Origin of the sequence: Pseudorhodoferax sp. LjRoot39 (assembly GCF_964253035.1) — a bacterium.
GTDB lineage: Bacteria > Pseudomonadota > Gammaproteobacteria > Burkholderiales > Burkholderiaceae_C > Pseudorhodoferax.
In genome coordinates, this window is the sequence record NZ_CAXUQL020000001.1 from 1,488,941 (window position 1) to 1,504,496 (window position 15,556).

The following is a 15,556-nucleotide window of genomic DNA, read 5'->3' on the forward strand; positions in this document are numbered from 1 at the left end:
CCTCACTTCGGCGGGCGCTGGCGCCCTGCGTACAAGACCAGCGCCGTCACGGCCAGCCCGACCCAGGTGGACACCACCAGCACCACCAGCATGCGGCCGCCGTATTGCGCCAGCAGCGGCAGGTGCACGATGACGCCGACGCCGACCGGCACGAACAGCAGCGACAGATGCGAGAGCAGGAAATCGGCGCAGGCGGCGACCGGCGTGCGCACCGGTTCCCAGCGCAGGGCCACGAGCAGCAACACCATGCCGATCACAGGGCCGGGAAAGGGCAGGTGCAGGCCACGCGCGAGCAACTCGCCCGCCGACTGCAGGGCCAGCAACCAGGCCAGTCCGCGCAAGGGGATCATGGTGTCGTGAACCAGTGGTGGAGGTCGAGACCGCCAGTGCCGAGCACCAGGGGCCTGGCCTTGGGGTAGCCCAGGCGGAACGCATCGAGCCCGGACACATTGCCGCGCTGGCGGCCGCTCTTGACCTCCAGCGCAAACAGTTCCCGGCCATCGGGCAGCACGTAGTCGACCTCGCGGCCGGCTTCGTGCCAGTAGTACAGCGCAGGCTGCGTGCTGCTGTGCGTGAGCCGGCGTGCCAGCAGCTCGGCGCCCACGGCGCTCTCGACCATGCGGCCCCATTGCTCGGGCGTGGCGCGCAACTGCGCAAAGCCCCAGCCCTCGGCCACGGCCAGTGCACCCATCAGCGCCGTGTTGAAGACCTGCAGCTTGGGACTGGACGCGCGCTGGCGCAGCGCCTGGCCGGAATACTTCTGCAGCCCGCAGACCATGCCGGCGCCCTCCAGCAGTTCGAGGTAGTGCGCCAGCGTGGTGGTGTTGCCGGCATCGGCCAGCTGGCCCATCATCTTCTGGTAGCTCAGCATCTGGCCGCTGTAGCGGCAGGCCAGGTCGAACAGCCGGCGCAGCAGCGCGGGCTTTTGCACCGGGGCCATCAGCAGCACGTCCTTGCTGATGGTGGTCTCGATCAGCGCATCGCGGATGTAGGCAGCCCAGCGGGTTTCGTCGTGCACCAGCGGCGCGGCACCCGGGTAGCCGCCGAAGAAGATGTACTGCTCCAGCGTGAAATCGAAGGCCTCGCGCATCTCGGTGTAGCGCCAGTGGCCCAGGCGCGTGATCTCGAAGCGCCCGGCCATGCTCTCGGTCAAGCCGCGCGCGATCAGCAGCGGCGCGGAGCCCAGCACCACGGCACGCACGTCGCGGCCTGCCGCACTGTCCTCGTCCCACAGGCGCTTGACCTCCTCGGTCCAGCCGGGGAGCTTCTGCACCTCGTCAAGCACGAGGATGCAGCTGCCGGCCTGCGCGGCCAGTGCGCGTGCGGTCTCCCATTGCGCTGCCAGCCAGCTCGCGCCTTGCAGGCCCGGGCTGTCGGCGCTGACGCTGTGCTGCGCGACGCGATCGGACGCCAGCGCCGCCAGCGCCTGCCGCACCAGCGTGGTCTTGCCCACCTGGCGCGGGCCTGCCAGCACCTGCAGAAAGCGGCGCGGTTCGCGCAGGCGTGCGATGAACGGCTGCAGCGCGGCGCGCTGGATCTCAATTGACATCGGAAAATTACTCAATGGGCTGAGATAGTTTACTCAGCGCATTGAGTAAATCAAAAACGCGGCAGATCCGGGTGCGCGATCTTGCCGCCGCGCACCAGCATCTTTCCGTACTCGGCGCAGCGGTTCAGCGTGGGAATCACCTTGCCCGGGTTCAGCAGGCCCTTGGGGTCGAAGGCGTGCTTGATGCCGAACATCTGCGCGTTCTCCTCAGCGGAAAACTGCACGCACATGCTGTTGAGCTTCTCCACGCCCACGCCGTGCTCGCCGGTCACGGTGCCGCCCATGGCCACGCTGGTCTCCAGGATGTCGGCGCCGAACAGCTCGCAGCGGTGCAGCTGGTCGGGGTCGTTGGCATCGAACAGGATCAGCGGGTGCAGGTTGCCGTCGCCCGCGTGGAACACGTTGGCGCAGCGCAGGCCGTACTTCTTCTCCATCTCGGCGATGGCCAGCAGGATGTCGGCCAGGCGCTTGCGCGGGATGGTCGAGTCCATGCACATGTAGTCGGGGCTGATGCGGCCCGAGGCCGGGAAGGCGTTCTTGCGGCCGCTCCAGAAGCGCAGGCGCTCGGCCTCGTTCTGGCTCACGGCAATCGCCGTGGCGCCGCAGCCGCGCAGCACGTCGCTCATGCGGCCGATCTCTTCCTCGACCTCCTCGGGCGTGCCGTCGCTTTCGCAGAGCAGGATGGCCTCGGCTGTGAGGTCGTAGCCGGCGCGCACGAAGTCCTCGACCGCGGCCGTCATGGGCTTGTCCATCATCTCCAGGCCGGCCGGGATGATGCCGGCCGCGATCACGGCGGCCACGGCATCGCCGGCTTTGCGCATGTCGTCGAAGCTGGCCATGATGCAGCGCGCCAGCATGGGCTTGGGCACCAGCTTGACGGTGACCTCGGTGGCCACGGCCAGCATGCCTTCGGAGCCGATGGCCAGGGCCAGCAGGTCCAGGCCCGGGCTGTCCAGCGCGGCGCCGCCGAAGGTGACGGGTTCGCCCTCGGCCGTGAAGCCGCTGATCTGCAGCACGTTGTGCACGGTCAGGCCGTACTTGAGACAGTGCACGCCACCCGAGTTCTCGGCCACGTTGCCGCCGATGGTGCAAGCGATCTGGCTGGACGGGTCAGGCGCGTAGTACAGGCCATGCGGCGCGGCGGCCTCGCTGATGGCCAGGTTGCGCACGCCGCATTGCACGACGGCCGTGCGGCTGACCGGGTCCATCTTCAGAATGCGGTTGAACTTGGCCATGGACAGCGTGACGCCCTGGGCATGCGGCATGGCGCCGCCCGACAGGCCGGTACCGGCGCCGCGCGCGACCACCGGCACGCCCAGCGCATGACAGGTCTTGAGCACCCCCTGCACCTGTTCGTAGGTCTCGGGCAGTGCCACGGCCATGGGGCGCTGGCGGTAGGCCGTGAGGCCGTCGCATTCGTAGGGCGTGGTGTCTTCGGGCTGCGACAGCAGCGCGTGCGCGGGCAGCACGCGGCGCAGGGCTGCCAGGGTCTCGGCGGGCGGCGGGGCGGTCTCGGCCATGGTGTTCTCCGTGGGGGCGCCAGACTTTAAGCCAGCGCGCCGCGGCCTGGCTGAGGAAAGTTCAGCTCCGGTGTGAAGCGACTTCAGGCCAGCGCCTGGCGCAACCAGTCGGAAAAGGCGGCGCACTCCCAGCGGTCCATGGTGCCGGTGCGCCAGCACAGGTAGTGCGCATGCGGGCTGGGCACGCTCTCGGTGAACGTGGGCGTGGTGCCGATGCGCACCAGGGCTCCGCTGTCCAGCCAGGGCGCGGCCAGCTTGAGCCGCACCAGCGCGATGCCCATGCCGGCCGCAGCCGCGTCGCACATGAGGCCGACGTCGTTGAACTGCGAGCCTTCGGCGGGCTCGGGCCAATCCAGCTTGCGGGCGACGAACCAGGTGCGCCAGGGGTCGAGCGCCGAGCGCAGCAGGCGCTGGCCTTCGAGGTCCTCGGCCTGGGTGAATGGGCCGCCGGCCTCGCGCAGGTAGCTCGGCGCGGCCAGCGGCGCGACCTCGTCGCGCGCCAGCAGCAGATGCTCCACATCGGCGTAGCGGCCGGCGCCGAAGCGCACCATGAGGTCGGCGTCCTCGGCCACCACGTCCAGCAGCGGGATGCTGACCTGCAGCACGAGGTCGATCTCGGGGTAGGCCTCGGTGAACTGGCGCAGCCGCGGGATCAGGATGGCGCGCGCGAAGGTGGGTGTCACGGCCAGGCGCAGCTTGCGCTTGCCGGGCATCGGCTGGGCGCCAGGAAAGCGGCCCAGCATGGCCAGGCCCTCGCGCACATGGGCCAGGTACTCGCTGCCCTCGGTGGTCAGCGAGAAGTCTGCGCGGCCGAACAGCTTGGTGCCGATGCTTTGCTCGAGCTGGCGCACGCGGTGGCTCACGGCGCTGGGCGTGACGCAGAGCTCGTCGGCCGCCAGCGTGACGCTGCGCAGCCGCGCCAGCGCCTCGAAGGTCAGCAGGCACTGGATCGGCGGAATGCGGGCGGTGGCGGCCATGCGTCCGATTGTCGTTGCAGCCGCCCTCCTACGGCTGGCCCAGGGGCGGCCGCTACACTCGAAGTCCCCCTTGAAGAGAGTGCCCACTTGTCCGATTGCCTTGCCGTCCTGCCGCAATACCTGTTGCCCAAGCACCGTCTGACACGGTTCGCAGGGCGCGTGGCCTCGGCCCGGCGCGGCGCGCGCACCACGGCGCTGATCCGCTGGTTCGTCAACAAGTACGGGGTGGACATGGCCGAGGCGGCCGATCCGGACATCGCGTCCTATCCCAGCTTCAACGAGTTCTTCACGCGGGCGCTCAAGGATGGCGCCAGGCCGCTGGCCCAGGCCGACCTGGTCTGCCCGGTCGATGGCGCCATCAGCCAGTTTGGCCGCATCGAGGACGACCAGATCTTCCAGGCCAAGGGCCATGCCTATTCCACGCGCGCGCTGGTCGGCGGCGACGCGGCGCTGGCTGCGCATTTCCGCCATGGCAGCTTCGCCACGCTGTACCTGAGCCCGCGCGACTACCACCGCATCCACATGCCCTGCGATGGGCGGCTCGTGCGCATGGTCTATGTGCCGGGTGAGCTGTTTTCGGTCAACCCGACCACGGCGCGCGGCGTGCCGGGCCTGTTCGCGCGCAATGAGCGCGTGGTCTGCGTGTTCGAGACCGCGCACGGCCCGCTGGTGCTGACGCTGGTGGGCGCCACCATCGTGGGCAGCATGGCCACCGTGTGGCACGGTGTGGTCAACCCGCCGCGCCTGGGCGAGCTGCGCGAATGGCGCTACGAGGGCGATGAGGCCATCACGCTGCGCCAGGGCGAGGAGATGGGCCGCTTCCTGCTGGGCTCCACCGTCGTGATGCTGTTCCCGCAAGGCCCGCTGGCCTTCAGCCCCGACTGGGCGCCGGCCCGCGCGATCCGCCTGGGCGAGCGCATGGCCGACTGGGGTTCGCCGGCTACTTGAAGATCACGGTCTTGTGGCCGTTCAGCAGCACGCGGTGCTCGCTGTGCCACTTGACCGCGCGCGCCAGCACCTGGCTTTCGGTGTCGCGGCCCATGGCCGTCAGGTCTTCCACGGTCTTGCTGTGGTCGGCGCGGGCCACGTCCTGCTCGATGATGGGGCCTTCGTCCAGGTCGGCCGTCACGTAGTGGGCCGTGGCGCCGATCAGCTTCACGCCGCGGTCGTGCGCCTGGTAGTAGGGCTTGGCGCCCTTGAAGCTGGGCAGGAACGAGTGGTGGATGTTGATCGCGCGGCCAGCCAGCTTGCGACACAGGTCGTCCGACAGGATTTGCATGTAGCGCGCCAACACCACGAGTTCGGCGTTCTCGCCCTGGATCACCTCCAGCGCGCGCGCCTCGGCCTGGGCCTTGGTGGCGCCGGTCACCGGGATGTGGTGGAACGGCACGTTGTAGCTGGCCGCCAGCTGGTAGAAGTCGCGGTGGTTGGAAACGATGGCGCGGATGTCCACCGGCAGCAGGCCGCTTTTCCAGCGGAACAGCAGGTCGTTCAGGCAATGGCCTTCCTTGCTGACCATGATGACGGTGCGCATGGGCTCGGCCGTGGCATGCAGGCTCCAGCGCATCTGGAAGCCTTCGGCGAACGGGGTCAGCTGGGCCTGCAGTGTGGCGTGGTCGTCGGCGCTGGCGAAGCGCACGCGCATGAAGAACAGGCCGGTGGCGTGGTCGTTGTACTGGGCCGCCTCTTCGATGTTGGCGCCGCGCTCGAACAGGAAGCCGGACACGGCGTGAACGATGCCGGTGCGGTCGGGACAGGACAGGGTCAGGATGTAGGAGGCGCTGGTCGTCGTCATAGGGGCGAGATTGTCGTTCACCCGCCCAGGCGCTGCCGCAGCGCCGCGCAATGGTCCTTCGCCGGCAGCGCGGGCGTGGCCCACACCGTGTCGAAGGCCGGTGACGCGGCGGCCGTGCCGCCGGCCTGAAGGCGTACCGCGCGCACTTCGAACCCAGGCGGCAGGTGCTGCGGCACACCGAGCTGCCGGTCGACATGGCCGCTGCCCGCCAGCAGCAGCACCACCTGGCCGGGCCGGGCCGCGGCCTGCACGGTGCGCGCCATCGACAGGTCGCGCGCGATCTGGATGCGGGCCATGGGCGCCAGCTGCGTCGCTGGCAGCAGGTCGCAGTGGCTGACGCGGATGGCTTCCCGCTGCGCGGCCAGGGTGGCCGTCGGCAAGGACGCGTCCAGCGCCTGGTCTTGCATGACCGCGGCAAAGCGCGCACGGGGCAGGTTGCCGCCCAGCACCGGAACGCCCGCCTGCACGGCGGCCATCACCGCCGGGCCGTAGGCGGCCCAGGGCCAGGCCTTGTCGTTCCACTGCAGGGCCTGGTGCACGGTCGCTTCTTCGGCGTGGTGAGGCAATCCGGCCGTGGTCTGGCCGGCGTCGGCCATCTCGACCACCAGGGCCGCGAGTTGCCCGCGGCCGGACAGGTCGCGCACGGCGCGGGCATGGGCCTGTTGGTGTTCGGGCGCGTCGTGTTGCTCGCCCAGCAGGATGGCATCGGCCGGCAGCAGGGCCGAAACCCCTTCCTCAGAGCGTCCGCTGGCGCAACCGCCCAACAAAAAGGCCACCAGAACGGTGGCCAGGGTGACAAAAATGCGCGGAGCCCGTTGCATGCCCCGATGATGCACCGGGTCCGGCCATGGCCGGGCCGGTGGCAGGGTCAATGCATCACGACCGGGTTCTGCGCCAGTTCGGCATAGCGGTCCAGCGTGTCCTCGACCTCTTCCTGGGTCGGGGTGTGGGCACGCCAGGCGGCGATCTGTTGCTGGAACAGTTCGGCCCAGGAACCATCCAGGTAGACCTCCTTGCCGGAGCGCTTGTCGACGATCTCGAAACCGTGGCGTTCCAGGGCCGGATGGGTGGCAGGCGTGGCGTCCTTGTCCTTGGCACGCGCGACCAGGCCCACGCCATCCTGCATCTGCACGTCGATGTCACCGGCGTGCGGCTCCATGTGGACCACCACGAAGGAGTCGGAGTCATACAGCATGTTCATGTCGGTGCCCTTTCCAATTGGCGCTATCTTGCTCCCTAGATTGCAACTTCCGGGCCGGTTTCAAGGCCGGACTGTGGTAGTCCTGCGACTACCTGCCAAAAAAGTCCGTTCAGGGGCTGTCCACGCTGCGCAGCAGCTGGTCCACGAAGTCGCCGTTGGGCTGGGTGATGCGCACCCGCACGGGCATGTAGGCCAGGCTGGGGGCCAGCCAGGCCTCGACCTTCTGGTCGAATTCCTTGCGCGGGTTGCGCGTGAGCTTCAAGGTCTGCAGGTTGTCGTAAGGCAGATAGGACAGTTCCTCGCCCTGGATCGTGAAGGTCCAGACATCGGCATCGCGCGGGCCGACCACGGGCAAGGTGACACTGGCGCCCGCCCCGAAGCGGGCCGGATCGCCCGCCACCATGGCAGAGAGCTGCAGCAGCACGCTGAGTTGGTCCTGCGCATCGGGCAGCAGCGGCGCGCTGGGCGTGTTCGCGCTGAAGCTCACGATGCCCTTGTCGCGCTCGAAATGCGCCGCCAGGTCGCGCTTGCGCCATTTGTCGGAGAAGCGCGTGGGCTCCAGGCCGCGTTCGCTGAGCTTGCCGCTGCTGGTGCGCACGCGCGAGCCGATCAGGAAGGCGCTGTATTCGAGCCGGGCGTCGTAGGTCTTGCCGTCCTGCAGCCACAGCAGTTCGCCCATGGCGTGGTAGGTCTGCTGCTTGGCCTCGCCCGTCAGTGTGTACTTGAGCCGCACCGAGCCGGGGATGCCCAGGGCCAGGGCGGTCGCGGGGGCTGGGGGCGCCGCCGGCTCCGGGGCTGGCGCTGGGGCAGGTGCGGGTCCAGCTTCTGGCGCGGAGGCTGCCTGTGCTGGTGGCTCGGGCTGGGAGGCGGCGTCCTGTGCAGGCACGGCAGCCGGATCGGGTTCCACGGCTGGGGGCTCTGGTGCCGCCATGGCAACGGGCGCCTCGGCCACCGGCGCGGGCGGCGCCGCGACCACCGGTGCGGGACGTGGCTTGCGGCGTGGAGGGGGGGGCGGCGGTGGCGCAGGTTCCGGTGCCGCGACCACGGGCGCTGGCGGCGGCTGGACCACGATGCTGCGCGTGGTGAAGGCACGGGTCCGCGCGAGGTCGGGCGGCGCCAGCACGGCCGGCAGTTGCTGCAGCGCCACCAGGTGGGCCAGGACCACGACCGCACCCAGCGCCAGCAGCGGCCGGCTGCTGCGCGAATTGCTTGTATCCTGCGCCCCACCGGCCGCCATGCGATCTGCTTGCACGCCCGGATTGTCTGCCGGGCGCTGGCCCGGCGCCATCGAGCCCCACCGATCACCCCATGAAACTTGCCACCTACAAGGACGGCTCGCGCGACGGCCAGCTGGTCGTCGTCTCGCGCGACCTGGCCAGTGCGCACTACGCCACCCATGCCGCCCACCACCTGCAGCAAGCCCTGGACGACTGGAACTTCATCGCCCCGCAGCTGCAGGACATCTATGACGCGCTGAACGCCGAACGCGCGCGCCACGCCTTTCCGTTCGACCCGCGCCAGTGCATGGCGCCGCTGCCGCGTGCCAGCCAGTGGGCGCTGGCCCAGGCCTGGGAGCACGGCCTCGAGCCCGCCGACGCGGCCGATCCCGGCTTCCGCCTGGCCGCAGGCGACAGCCTGTGCGGCCCCTGCGATCCGCTGGTGCTGGCCGCCGAGCAGCTGGAGATGGACTTCGGCGCCGGCCTGGCCGCCATCACCGGCGACCTGCCGCAGCGCGCCAGCCCGGCCCAGGCACTGGAAGGCGTGCGCCTGCTGCTGCTGGCCAATGCCGTGCAACTGCGGGCCGCTGGCCTGTCGGCCGTGCAGCGCCTGCCGGCCACGGCCTTCGGCCCGGTGGCCGTGACGCCGGACGAACTCGGCGAGGCCTGGGCGCAGGGCCGCTTGGGCCTGGCGCTGCAGACCAGCTGGAACGGCCGGCGCGTGGGCATCGCCGACGCCGACGAAGACATGCGCTGGTCCTTCGGCGAGCTGATCGCCCACCTCTGCGCCACGCGCGGCCTGCGTGCCGGCAGCATCGTGGGCGCCGGCACCGTGCGCCAGCGCGGCGTGGAGAACGGCAAGCGGCGCGACTGGCCCAAGGGTTACCACGCGATCGCCGACAAGCGCGCCTTCGAGCAGGCGCAGGACGGCGAGGCCCGCACCGCTTACCTGCGCTTGGGCGACACCGTGCGCACCGAGATGAAGGACGGCGAGGGCCACAGCCTGTTCGGCGCGATCGAGCAGGAGGTCGTGGCGCTGGACCGTGCCGACGTCACAACCGCCGGCGGCTTCGCACCGGTGCAGTAAGCTGCACACGTAACCCCAGAACCCCGACCCAGGAGGAGACCCCATGAGCAACGAGACACCCGGTGCCGGCTTCGGCAAGTTCGTCCCCGGCTTCGACTTCCTGCAGAGCCTGGCCAAGGGCGCCGCGCAGAGCATGCCGCAGATGCCCGGCCTGGGCGGTTGGGTTGCCCCCACGCTGAGCGTGGAAGACCTGGACAAGCGCATCAGCGAACTCAAGGCCGTGCAGTTCTGGCTGGACCAGAACGCCATGGCGCTCAAGGCCACGATCCAGGCGCTCGAAGTGCAGAAGATGACGCTGGCCACGCTCAAGGGCATGAACGTGAGCATGTCCGAGGTGGCCAAGGCCTTCACGGTACAAGCGCCCGAAGCCACCACGGCGCGCGCACCGGCGCCTGCGTCCGTGGCCAGGCCAGCACCCGAGCCCGCGCCAGCGGCCGCGCCGCAGGCCGAGGAAGCCGCCGATGGCGAAGACGCGCGGCCCGGCGTCATCGACGCCATGCAATGGTGGGGTGCGCTGACGCAGCAGTTCCAGCAGATTGCCGCCACGGCCATGAAGGAGGCCGCAGCCCGTGCCACGCCCGAGCCGGGCGCGGCGCCCGCGCGGCCGCATGCCGCCGCCAAGACGCCTGCCGCACCGACCAGGAAAGCCGCCGCTCCCGCCAAGAAGGCGGCACCGCGCAAACGTGCTCCTTGAGGCGCGGCCCCGCGCGCCCATGCGTGCCATGGGGCCAAGCGCTGCGGCGCGGGCGGCCCATGGCAGGATGACCCCATGAAACTTTTTCCCTACGCCCACGCGACCCACCCGCAGTGGCGCATGGCCGCCGGCCTGGTGCTGGCACAGCTGCGCGCGCAGCTGGCCCTGCCGGATTACGCGAGCGCGCCCACGCTGGCGCTGCTCTACATCACCGACCACTACGCCAGCGCCGCCCAGGACATCCTGGACCACCTGAGCGCCGAGCTGCCCGAGGTCACCGACTGGTCGGGCACGGTGGGGGTGGGCATCGCCGCCAACAACGTCGAGTACTTCGACGAGCCTGCCATGGCCGTCATGCTGCTGGGCCTGCCGGCGCACCAGTACCGCGTGTTCTCGGGCGTGGCGCCGCTCGGCATGGCCTTCGAGGCGCACACGGCCCTGGTCCATGCCGACGGCAACACCCAGGATCTCGCCGAACTCGTGACCGAGATGGCCGCCCGCACCGACACCGGGTACCTGTTCGGTGGCCTGGCCTCCAGCCGCCGCAGCTCGGTGCAGTTCGCCACGGGCGGCAACGGCAACATCAAGGGCCAGGGCGGCGCGCGCGGCGTGTTCCATGGCGGCCTGTCGGGCGTGGCCTTCACGCAGGACGTGGCATTGAGTTCGCGTGTGACCCAGGGCTGCCAGCCCATTGCGGCCGAGCGCAGCGTGACGGCCTGCGAGGGCAACGTCGTCACCGCGCTCAATGGTGAGCCCGCGCTGCAGGTGCTTCTGGGCGACCTCGGCGCCTCGCTCGACGAGCCGCGCGAGGCCCTGGGCCGCGTGCGCGCCACGCTGGCCGGGCTGCGTGGCGCACCCGGTGCGGCCGGCAGCGACGCCGTGCGCCGGCCCGGCAGCTTCGGCCCCGATGTGCGCGTGCGCCACATCATCGGCCTGGACCCGGCGCGCCAGGGCGTGGCGATCGCCGAGACGCTGGAGATCGGCATGCGGTTGTCGTTCTGCCAGCGCAATGCGCAGGCCGCGCGGGCCGACCTGGTCCGCGTCTGCGCCGAGATCCGCGAGGAACTGGAGCCCGAGGACATGCCAGCCGAGGCCGCGCTCGCGCTGTCGAACAACCTGGCCGCCTCGGCGCCGCACCCGGCGCGGCGCATGGCCGGCGCCGTGTACGTGAGCTGCGCGAGCCGCGGCGGCGCGCACTTCGGCGGCCCCAGCGCAGAGCTGCAGATCGTGCGCCACGCACTCGGCGACGTGCCGCTGGTCGGCTTCTTCGCAGGTGGCGAGATCGCCCGCCACCACCTGTACGGCTACACCGGCGTGCTGACGGTGTTCACCGCGACGGACTGAATTCCCGGCCATGCCTGCGGGCGTGGCAGCATGGCGGCATCCACAATCCTGGGCTGCCATGACCGACGACGATCAGACCCACCCCAACCAGTTCGCGCTGCTGCGCCAGCGCCGCTTCGCGCCCTTCTTCTGGACGCAGTTCTCGGGCGCGGCCAACGACAACCTGTTCAAGTTCGCCTTCACGGTGATGGTGACCTACCAGTTGAGCGTGGCCTGGCTGCCGCCGGCCATGGCGGGGCTGGTGATCGGCGCGCTGTTCATCCTGCCCTTCTTGCTGTTCTCGGCCACCAGCGGGCAGCTGACCGACAAGCTGCCCAAGACCCAGGTGATCCGCTTCGTCAAGAACCTGGAGATCGCCATCATGGTGGTGGCGGCGCTGGGCTTCCTGTCGGGCGACGTGGGCCTGCAGGTGGCGCTGCTGCTGGCCTGCACCTTCCTGATGGGCCTGCACTCCACGCTGTTCGGGCCGGTCAAGTTCGCCTACCTGCCGCAGGTGCTGCACGAGCGCGAGCTGACAGGCGGCAACGGCATGGTGGAGATGGGCACCTTCGTCGCCATCCTGCTCGGCAACATCGTGGGCGGGCTGCTGATCGCGCTGCCCGGCGTGGGCCGCACCTATGTGGCCATCGGCTGCGTGGCCCTGGCGCTGCTGGGCCGGCTCGCGGCGCAGGGCATCCCGCAGCTGCCGGCCACCGACCCGCAGCTGCGCATCAACTGGAACCCGGTCAGCGAGACCTGGCGCAACTTGAAGCTGGCGCACGGCAACACCGTGGTGTTCCGCTCGCTGCTGGGCATCAGCTGGATGTGGTTCTTCGGCGCGGTGTTCCTGAGCCAGTTCCCCAGCCTGGCCAAGGAGGTGCTGCATGGCGACGAGCACGTGGCCTCGCTGCTGCTCGTGGTGTTCTCCATCGGCATCGCCATCGGCTCGCTGCTCTGCGAGGTGCTGAGCCGGCGCCATGTGGAGATCGGCCTGGTGCCGCTGGGCGCGATCGGCATGAGCGTGTTCGGCGTGGACCTGTATTTCGCGCTGCGCGGACTGCCGGCCTCCAGCCTGCTGGGCCTGGGTGAGTTCCTGGCCCGGCCTGCGCACTGGCGCGTGATGGCCGACCTGGCGCTGCTGGCGCTGTCGGCCGGCCTGTACAGCGTGCCCATGTACGCGCTGATCCAGCTGCGCAGTCCGGCCACGCACCGGGCCCGCATCATCGCGGCCAACAACATCCTGAACGCGCTGTTCATGATCGCGAGCAGCCTGATCGCCGGTGCGCTGTTGGGGGCCGGCTTCACGGTGCCGCAGGTGTTCCTGTTCACGGCCCTGGCCAATGCCGTCGTGGGGCTGTACATCTTCCTGCTCGTGCCCGAGTACCTGCTGCGCTTCATCGCCTGGGTGCTCTCGCACTTCGTCTACCGCTTCCGCGTGCGTGGCGATGTGCACATCCCGCTGGCCGGGCCGGCCGTGCTGGTCTGCAACCACGTGAGCTTCGTCGACGCCATCCTGCTCATGGCCGCGAGCCCGCGGCCGATCCGCTTCGTGATGGACCACCGCATCTTCCGCGTGCCGGTGCTGGGCTGGCTGTTCCGGCTGGCCAAGGCGATCCCGATCGCGCCGCAGAAGGAGGACCCCGCGGCCTATGCCGCCGCCATGGCCGCGGCGGCCCAGGTGCTGCGCGAGGGCGATCTGCTGGGCATCTTCCCCGAGGGCGGCATCACGCGCGACGGCCAGCTGCAGCCGTTCAAGGGTGGCGTGGCCAAGATCCTGGTGCAGGCCCGCGCCGACGGCCTGGCCGTGCCCGTGGTGCCGATGGCGCTGACCAACCTGTGGGGCTCGTACTTCAGCCGCATCGAGGCCGGCGGGGCCATGGTGCGGCCGTTCCGGCGCGGCGCCTTCAGCCGCGTGGGCCTGAACGTGGGCCCCGCGCTGGCGTTTGACGCGGCGACGCCCGAGGCGCTGCAGGGCGCGGTGGCCGCCTTGCTGGTCCAGCAGCCGGGAGAATGAGCACCATGGCCAATGCACTGCGTCTGTCTGAAAAGTGGTTCCGCCGCGGGCTGTGGCTCGTGGCCTTCGTGTTCGCCAGCTTTCTGATCGGGCTGGGCGGCAGCATCGTGGGCGACCTGCCGCAGGTCGAGCGCAGCCTGCAGCTGGACGACTTCATCGACCGCGCCGCGGCCGAGCCGCTGCGCGCCCAGCTGCACGAGGGCGAATTGGCCCAGCAGCAGTCGGAGGCCGCGCGCGAGCAGGCCGAGCTGGCCTTGCAGGTGGCGCAGCAGGCCACGGTGGCCGCGCGCGAGACCTTCACCAACTGGCTGGCGACGCGGCGCGCCACCGCGCAGCCCGACCAGGACGCCGAACTGATCGCACGCACCCAGGGCCTGGATGCGCTGAAGACCAAGGAGGGCGAGGCCCAACGCCGCATCGACCAGCTGCGGCAGGCCGAACTGGACCAGTCTCAGCGGCTGGACGGCGTGCGCGCGGAGCTGAGCGACCTGGAATCCGCGGCGCACAAGGCGATGGATGCGGAGGAGCGCCGCATGGAGCTGCGCGTGTTCGGCTACCGCCTGGCCCTGACGCTGCCCCTGCTGGCGCTGGCCGGCTGGCTGTTCGCCAGGAAGCGCAAGAGCACCTGGTGGCCTTTCGTCTGGGGCTTCATCTTCTTCGCGCTGTTCGCATTCTTCGTCGAGCTGGTGCCCTATCTGCCCAGCTACGGCGGCTATGTGCGCTACATCGTGGGCATCGTGCTGACGGTGCTGGCCGGCCGCTACGCCATCCTCGCGTTGAACCGCTACCTGGCGCGTCAGCGGCTCGCCGAGGACCAGCCCGACGCCGTGCGCCGCAACGAACTCGGCTACGACACTGCGCTGACGCGGCTGGGCAAGGGCGTGTGCCCCGGCTGCGAGCGCGGCGTGGACCTCAAGGACCCGGCCATCGACTACTGCCCGCACTGCGGCATCCACCTGTTCGACCGCTGCGGCGCCTGCCAGGCGCGCAAGAGCGCCTTCTCGAAGTTCTGCTATGCGTGCGGCACATCGGCCGCGCGCCCGGCGGCAGGCGGCTGAGGCGCCTGCTCGGCGCGGATGCTGAGCACCCATTCGCGCCAGATTGCCACCAGCAGCGCCATCAGCACCGGGCCGACGAACAGGCCCACGAAGCCCATGGTCTTGACACCGCCGACCAGCCCGAAGAAGGTCGGCAGGAAGGGCAGCTTGACCGGCCCGCCCACGAGGTGCGGGCGCAGCGTCTTGTCGACGATGAAGAGTTCGATCGAGCCCCACAGGAACAAGCCCACGCCGGCCGCGAAGTGCCCGCCGCCCACCAGGTACAGCGAGACCAGCGTGAACGACAGCGGCGCCCCGCCCGGGATCAGCGCCATGAAGCCCGTGACCACGCCCAGCAGCACGGGCGACGGCACGCCCGCGATCCAGTAGGCCACGCCCAGCACCAGGCCCTCGCCCAGTGCGATCAGGCCCATGCCCGTGACGGTGGAGCTGACCGTGGCCGGCACCACGCGCGAGAAGCGCTGCCAGCGCTGGGGCAGCGTGCGCTCGCCCACCACATCGAGTTGGGCCGCGAAGCGCGCGCCGTCCTTGTAGATGAAGAACAGCGTGATGAGCATGAACAGCAGCGTGAGCGCCAGCTGCAGCACATTGCCCGTGGTGGCCAGCGCCAGCCGGTAGATGTTGCCGATGTGCTGGCCACTCAGCAATTCGACCCATTCGCCCAGTGCGCCCGGCGCGCCCAGGTGTTCCACCCACCACTGCGCCATGCGCTCGCCGACCATTGGGAACTCCTGCACCCAGCGCGGTACATCGGCGCCCAGGCGGTTGGCCTTGAGCAGCCACTGGACGAAGGTGGCGGCTTCCTGCAGCGCGTAATGCAAGGCCAGCGAGAGCGGCACCACCAGGCCGACCACCACCACCAGCGTGGCCAGGCTGGCGGTCAGTGCGGTGCGCCCGCCACAGCGCTGCACCAGCCGTTCGTACAGCGGCCAGCTTGCGAAGCCGATGATCAGCGCCGCGAGCACCGGCACCAGGAAGCCGCGGAAGAAGTAGACGCCGGCGGCCAGCACCAGCAGCAGCAGCACGCGGGCGATCAGGGGGGCTTGCAGGACCGGGCGCATGGGCAGGTGTCTCGTGGTGAGCGGTGCGGCCGGTCAGCGCACGCGGGCTCGGAATACGGC

The 15,556-nt window shown here is 70.2% G+C and carries 15 protein-coding genes; 6 read left to right on the forward strand and 9 right to left on the reverse strand.

Annotated features, from left to right (window positions below; all coding sequences use genetic code 11):
• Window positions 1-2 precede the first annotated feature (2 nt).
• The 4 genes from ACSQ4M_RS07075 to ACSQ4M_RS07090 form a co-directional block, all read right to left on the reverse strand.
• Complete coding sequence (locus tag ACSQ4M_RS07075) at window positions 3-350, reverse strand: CidA/LrgA family protein (protein WP_436188888.1); 348 nt, start codon at window positions 348-350, stop codon at window positions 3-5.
• Window positions 347-1,549, reverse strand: a complete 1,203-nt coding sequence (locus tag ACSQ4M_RS07080) for an ATP-binding protein (protein WP_436188889.1) — start codon at window positions 1,547-1,549, stop codon at window positions 347-349. Before ACSQ4M_RS07080 ends, ACSQ4M_RS07075 begins: the two co-directional genes overlap by 4 nt.
• A gap of 50 nt (window positions 1,550-1,599) precedes the next feature.
• Window positions 1,600-3,069, reverse strand: coding sequence for an FAD-linked oxidase C-terminal domain-containing protein (locus tag ACSQ4M_RS07085; RefSeq protein WP_436188890.1), 1,470 nt, complete (start codon window positions 3,067-3,069; stop codon window positions 1,600-1,602).
• Window positions 3,070-3,152: 83 nt separating this feature from the next.
• Entirely contained in the window at window positions 3,153-4,046 is an 894-nt protein-coding gene (locus ACSQ4M_RS07090) for a LysR substrate-binding domain-containing protein (protein ID WP_436188891.1), read from the reverse strand.
• 87 nt (window positions 4,047-4,133) lie between these two features.
• On the opposite strand from ACSQ4M_RS07090, the gene asd reads away from it, so the two are divergent.
• Window positions 4,134-4,994, forward strand: a complete 861-nt coding sequence (gene asd / locus ACSQ4M_RS07095; RefSeq protein ID WP_436188892.1) for an archaetidylserine decarboxylase — start codon at window positions 4,134-4,136, stop codon at window positions 4,992-4,994.
• Here asd and purU read toward each other — a convergent pair.
• From purU to ACSQ4M_RS07115, 4 genes are all read right to left on the reverse strand, one after another.
• Window positions 4,987-5,841, reverse strand: a complete 855-nt coding sequence (purU, locus tag ACSQ4M_RS07100; protein WP_436188893.1) for a formyltetrahydrofolate deformylase — start codon at window positions 5,839-5,841, stop codon at window positions 4,987-4,989. The two genes, asd and purU, sit on opposite strands and share 8 nt — an antisense overlap.
• A 17-nt stretch (window positions 5,842-5,858) precedes the next feature.
• Window positions 5,859-6,662 carry a ChaN family lipoprotein gene (locus ACSQ4M_RS07105; protein WP_436188894.1) on the reverse strand — a complete coding sequence of 268 codons (804 nt, stop codon included), beginning with the start codon at window positions 6,660-6,662 and terminating at the stop codon, window positions 5,859-5,861.
• A gap of 47 nt (window positions 6,663-6,709) precedes the next feature.
• Complete coding sequence (locus ACSQ4M_RS07110) at window positions 6,710-7,042, reverse strand: BTH_I0359 family protein (protein WP_056671610.1); 333 nt, start codon at window positions 7,040-7,042, stop codon at window positions 6,710-6,712.
• Between the two features lie 109 nt (window positions 7,043-7,151).
• Complete coding sequence (locus tag ACSQ4M_RS07115) at window positions 7,152-8,294, reverse strand: DUF3108 domain-containing protein (protein WP_436188895.1); 1,143 nt, start codon at window positions 8,292-8,294, stop codon at window positions 7,152-7,154.
• 56 nt (window positions 8,295-8,350) lie between these two features.
• On the opposite strand from ACSQ4M_RS07115, the gene ACSQ4M_RS07120 reads away from it, so the two are divergent.
• From ACSQ4M_RS07120 to ACSQ4M_RS07140, 5 genes are all read left to right on the forward strand, one after another.
• A complete protein-coding gene (locus tag ACSQ4M_RS07120) occupies window positions 8,351-9,346 on the forward strand; it encodes a fumarylacetoacetate hydrolase family protein (RefSeq protein WP_436188896.1) in 996 nt (331 codons plus the stop codon).
• 43 nt (window positions 9,347-9,389) lie between these two features.
• Window positions 9,390-10,040: a PhaM family polyhydroxyalkanoate granule multifunctional regulatory protein gene (locus ACSQ4M_RS07125; protein WP_436188897.1), complete on the forward strand. Its 651-nt coding sequence runs from the start codon at window positions 9,390-9,392 to the stop codon at window positions 10,038-10,040.
• Between the two features lie 75 nt (window positions 10,041-10,115).
• A complete protein-coding gene (locus ACSQ4M_RS07130; protein WP_436188898.1) occupies window positions 10,116-11,384 on the forward strand; it encodes an FIST signal transduction protein in 1,269 nt (422 codons plus the stop codon).
• Window positions 11,385-11,442: 58 nt separating this feature from the next.
• Window positions 11,443-13,377, forward strand: a complete 1,935-nt coding sequence (locus ACSQ4M_RS07135; RefSeq protein ID WP_436188899.1) for an MFS transporter — start codon at window positions 11,443-11,445, stop codon at window positions 13,375-13,377.
• Window positions 13,378-13,382: 5 nt separating this feature from the next.
• On the forward strand, window positions 13,383-14,435 hold the full coding sequence (locus tag ACSQ4M_RS07140) for a serine endopeptidase (RefSeq protein WP_436188900.1): 1,053 nt from the start codon (window positions 13,383-13,385) through the stop codon (window positions 14,433-14,435).
• On the opposite strand, the gene ACSQ4M_RS07145 is transcribed toward ACSQ4M_RS07140, so the two are convergent.
• The gene (locus ACSQ4M_RS07145; RefSeq protein WP_436188901.1) at window positions 14,390-15,496 is read right to left on the reverse strand and encodes an AI-2E family transporter; all 1,107 of its coding nucleotides are present in this window, start codon (window positions 15,494-15,496) and stop codon (window positions 14,390-14,392) included. The two genes, ACSQ4M_RS07140 and ACSQ4M_RS07145, sit on opposite strands and share 46 nt — an antisense overlap.
• Window positions 15,497-15,556: the final 60 nt, after the last annotated feature.

Excerpts from the sequence above, each read along its gene's own strand:
- ACSQ4M_RS07105 (WP_436188894.1), bottom strand. The coding sequence starts at position 6,662 with ATGCAACGGGCTCCGCGCATTTTTGTCACCCTGGCCACCGTTCTGGTG.
- ACSQ4M_RS07140 (WP_436188900.1), top strand. The coding sequence starts at position 13,383 with ATGGCCAATGCACTGCGTCTGTCTGAAAAGTGGTTCCGCCGCGGGCTG.
- ACSQ4M_RS07090 (WP_436188891.1), bottom strand. The coding sequence starts at position 4,046 with ATGGCCGCCACCGCCCGCATTCCGCCGATCCAGTGCCTGCTGACCTTC.
- ACSQ4M_RS07120 (WP_436188896.1), top strand. The coding sequence starts at position 8,351 with ATGAAACTTGCCACCTACAAGGACGGCTCGCGCGACGGCCAGCTGGTC.
- ACSQ4M_RS07135 (WP_436188899.1), top strand. The coding sequence starts at position 11,443 with ATGACCGACGACGATCAGACCCACCCCAACCAGTTCGCGCTGCTGCGC.
- ACSQ4M_RS07125 (WP_436188897.1), top strand. The coding sequence starts at position 9,390 with ATGAGCAACGAGACACCCGGTGCCGGCTTCGGCAAGTTCGTCCCCGGC.
- ACSQ4M_RS07110 (WP_056671610.1), bottom strand. The coding sequence starts at position 7,042 with ATGAACATGCTGTATGACTCCGACTCCTTCGTGGTGGTCCACATGGAG.
- ACSQ4M_RS07080 (WP_436188889.1), bottom strand. The coding sequence starts at position 1,549 with ATGTCAATTGAGATCCAGCGCGCCGCGCTGCAGCCGTTCATCGCACGC.
- ACSQ4M_RS07130 (WP_436188898.1), top strand. The coding sequence starts at position 10,116 with ATGAAACTTTTTCCCTACGCCCACGCGACCCACCCGCAGTGGCGCATG.
- ACSQ4M_RS07075 (WP_436188888.1), bottom strand. The coding sequence starts at position 350 with ATGATCCCCTTGCGCGGACTGGCCTGGTTGCTGGCCCTGCAGTCGGCG.
- ACSQ4M_RS07085 (WP_436188890.1), bottom strand. The coding sequence starts at position 3,069 with ATGGCCGAGACCGCCCCGCCGCCCGCCGAGACCCTGGCAGCCCTGCGC.
- purU (WP_436188893.1), bottom strand. The coding sequence starts at position 5,841 with ATGACGACGACCAGCGCCTCCTACATCCTGACCCTGTCCTGTCCCGAC.
- ACSQ4M_RS07145 (WP_436188901.1), bottom strand. The coding sequence starts at position 15,496 with ATGCGCCCGGTCCTGCAAGCCCCCCTGATCGCCCGCGTGCTGCTGCTG.